At 62.6% G+C, this 3400-nt stretch carries 3 protein-coding genes and 1 pseudogene; all 4 read left to right on the top strand.

Translation table 11 applies throughout. The annotated features are described in order from the left end of the window. Positions 1-821 (top strand): MCE family protein (locus tag ACPGXI_RS17810; RefSeq protein ID WP_526655328.1); only part of this gene is annotated, 821 nt, incomplete at its 5' end. Further along, entirely contained in the window at positions 818-1948 is a 1131-nt protein-coding gene (locus ACPGXI_RS17805) for an MCE family protein (protein WP_526655326.1), read from the top strand. The genes ACPGXI_RS17810 and ACPGXI_RS17805, both read left to right, overlap by 4 nt. After that, a complete protein-coding gene (locus ACPGXI_RS17800; protein ID WP_526655324.1) occupies positions 1948-3189 on the top strand; it encodes an MlaD family protein in 1242 nt (413 codons plus the stop codon). Before ACPGXI_RS17805 ends, ACPGXI_RS17800 begins: the two co-directional genes overlap by 1 nt. After that, positions 3186-3400 (top strand): annotated as a pseudogene (locus ACPGXI_RS17795) (MlaD family protein); the annotation flags it as partial. The gene ACPGXI_RS17800 and the pseudogene ACPGXI_RS17795, both read left to right, overlap by 4 nt.

Below are 3400 nucleotides of genomic sequence, written 5' to 3'. Positions count from 1 at the left end.
CTGTTCGTAGCCTGACGCTCGCCGGCGATCACGTCGAGGTCGCTTTCACGGTCAAGGACAACGTCAAGTTGGGCAAAGACACCAAAGCCTCCATCCAACTGCAAACCTTTCTCGGTGGCCGCTACATGGCCCTGATGCCCGCCGGCAGCGGCTCGGTACCGGACAACACCATCAATCTGGCCCACACCGAGGTTCCCTACGATCTGCAGGAGCTACTGGACGATGGTTCGGTTCTCCTGGATCAACTGGACTCCGACCAACTGGGTGAGTCGCTGGCGATTCTAGGCAAGCAGGTCAACGGGTTGCCCGACATCGTTCCGGAAGCCATGGACAACCTCCATCGCCTCTCATCGGTGGTCGCCGACCGTCGAGATCAGCTCGGTGAGCTGTTCGAGAGCACCGAACTGGTCGCCAACGTATTGCACCGGCAGCAAGCCAAAACTGGGGTTCTCATCGACCAGGGGCAGAGCCTGCTCGGTGAGTTCGTGGCCAGTCAGGCCGCCTTCCGCTCCATGTTGGCGGGTCTGACCAGTCTGGCCGCAAACCTGGAGCGGATCGTCGTCGACGACCGACCAATGCTTGAGGACATGCTCCAGAACATCCGTGAGCTCACTGATTTACTCGCCCAGAATGACGACTTGGTCAGCAGTATCCTTCAGGTCGCACCCGTCACGGTCCGCAATCTGACGAACGCCACGGGTTACGCGCCCGCTCTTGAGTTCTACATCGCCAACGGGATTGCTGTGGACTCGTGGATGTGCGCAATCAGCGGTCGCGCCGACCAACTCAACATGCTCGAGTACTTCAAGGACTGCAAATGAGCACCCAAGGAACAGGCAGCCGCGGGCGGAGAACCGTCGCGCTGGTCGCCGGGCTTGCCGTCCTGGCGGTCGCGATCATCGGGATAGTCGGGTATTCGGTGCGCTCGCTGAACAAGTCGATAACTCTGACCGCGCAATTCGACAGCGCCGCGGGTCTGTATGTCGAGAATGTCGTTGCGGTGGTCGGCATGCCGGTGGGCAAAGTCACCAAGATCACCCCGAGGGGAGGCTACGTCGATGTCGAATTCACGGTCGACAAAGACGTCAAGATTCCCGCCGACGCGCATGCGGTGACCATCAACACGTCGATCCTGACGGACCGGCAGATCGAATTGACTCCGCCCTACACCGGTGGGCCGGTGCTGCAGAACCACGACACGATCGGCCTGCCCAGAACCAAGACGCCCATCGCGTTCGACCGTGTGATCGACATGCTCGACAAGCTTTCCAAGTCGCTGTCGGGCGACGGGGAGGGCGGCGGACCGATCGCCGACCTGGTCAGTGCGGCGGCCGAAACCACTGAAGGTAACGGCGAGAGGATCAAGTCGTCGCTCGGCGAACTTTCCAACGCATTGCGGCTGTCTTCCGATGGCGGAGCCGTCACCGCCGAGCAATTGACCGCAATCGTGACTGATCTCGAGTCGTTGATGGACGCGGCTGCACGCAACGACACCAAGTTGCGGCAGTTCGGCTCCACCACGCACCAACTCACGCGGATACTGGCCGATGAGAATTTCGGCACCGGCGCGACCGGCCGTAGGCTCAACCAAATCGTTGAGCAGGCAACGGCTCTGATCGAAAGCAATCGCGACAACTTGCAGCAGACCGTCCTCAACAGCGATGTGGCCGCCGGTGTGATCGTGGACCGCCGCCGTGAGATGGCGGAGACTCTCGATGTCGCCCCGTTGACGCTGGAGAACCTCTATAACGCCGTCGACCAGAACAATGGTTCGTTACGTGTTCATGCCCTGACCGACAAAATCTTCGTCGACTCGCAGTACTCCAAAGAGGTCTGTAATCTGATGCATCTCCGTCAATTGGGTTGTAGCACTGGAACATTGCAGGACTACGGCCCTGACTTCGGCCTGACCTACGTGCTCGACGGCCTTTCGGCGATGGGGCAGTGATGAGGGCTTTTCGAATGAGACGCGCATTCGCGGCGGCCGCCACCGCCGCGATGGTCACCACGGGCTGCTCGGTCGGGCTGGGTGACCTACCGCTGCCGGCGCCGGGAATGGGCGCCGGGGGCGGATACATGATTACCGCCGTGTTCGCGAACGCGCTGAACCTGCCCGCTGAGGCGAGCGTCAAGCTTTCTGGCGCCGATGTCGGACAACTGAGATCGCTGGTCGCGAAGAACTACACCGCGGTGGCCGAGCTGCAGATCAAGACCGGAGTCGAGATCCCGCAAGGCAGCACTGTCGAGCTGCGGTCGGCTACCCCGCTGGGCGATGTGTTCGTCGCTATCAATCCGCCGACCCCGCCCGAGCCGGGCGCGCCGCTGCTGAAAGACGGGGACACCGTCGGGCTTGACTCCACGGCAGCCGCGGCCACGGTGGAGGCGGTGATGAGTTCGGCGGCAATCGCCGTCAACGGTGGCACCATCAGAAACCTGACCAATCTTCTCAACGGTGCCGGCAGGGCGACGGGTGACCAGGGTGAGGCATTCGGCAACCTCATCAATCTGACCGATGAGGTGCTGGGGAAGCTCAACGCCCGGTCTGGCGACATCGAAGAGGCGCTGACCGAGACTTCCGCGCTGGCTGACCGGCTCGACGAGAAGAACCCGGCAATGACGGAAATCCTGGAGGCCATCGGTCCGGCGACCGATGTGTTGGCCGCCAACACCGACCAGATCACCGATGTTGTCGTGCAGCTCGGTGCCACCACCCGTCAGCTGGGTAGGTTCCCGTCGATCGCCGGCACCGACGACAGCGGTCGCAGCGTCATCGGGGACATGAACACTCTGTCCCGGGCCTGGAACGATGTGGCACAAAGCCCCGATACCAGCCTCGCCGCCCTGAATCGATTGATGCCGGTGTTGGTCAAGGCCACCTCTGGCTCGGCAGTACCGCTGACCGTGAGTATCGACCGGCTGGTCCTCGGATCGATTCCCGATATCGGATTCAAGGGTGACCCGGCCTTCCACGGCCCCAAGCGCGGCGACTGGGCGGAGATGGCCGGCTCGGTCAAATACGTGTTGTGGCGTCTGCAGGAGCGTGTCGTGGGTAAGGGTCCGGAAAGCCAGATGGGGCAGACTCAGTTCTCGCCGGCCGGACCCCCGCTTCCGCCAGTGTTGGGCGAGGGGCCTCCGCCAGGTCCGCCGCCGCCGGTGGCGCCCGCTTCCGGACAGGAGCCACCGAGGTGATCAACTCCATCAGCCGGGGGGTCGTCGGCGTCGTCAAAGCTGGTCACCGCCAACGGTTTTGGCTTTCCGGACTCGCTCTCGTCCTGGTAGTCGTGGTGGCAATCGCCTATCTGACATTCGGCGCCCTGCGGGTGGACCCATTTGCCAAGACCTATCAGGTCAGGGTTGAGCTGCCCAGCTCCGGTGGCCTGCTCGAGGGCGTTGATGTCGC

Origin of the sequence: Mycobacterium sp., assembly GCF_049608025.1 — a bacterium.
GTDB lineage: Bacteria > Actinomycetota > Actinomycetes > Mycobacteriales > Mycobacteriaceae > Mycobacterium.
Note: the sequence above shows the minus strand (reverse complement) of the source record. Positions and strands in the feature narration are given on the sequence as shown.

What these genes read in the sequence shown, in the direction of transcription:
- ACPGXI_RS17805 (WP_526655326.1), top strand. Translation starts at nt 818, where the DNA reads ATGAGCACCCAAGGAACAGGCAGCCGCGGGCGGAGAACCGTCGCGCTG.
- ACPGXI_RS17800 (WP_526655324.1), top strand. Translation starts at nt 1,948, where the DNA reads ATGAGGGCTTTTCGAATGAGACGCGCATTCGCGGCGGCCGCCACCGCC.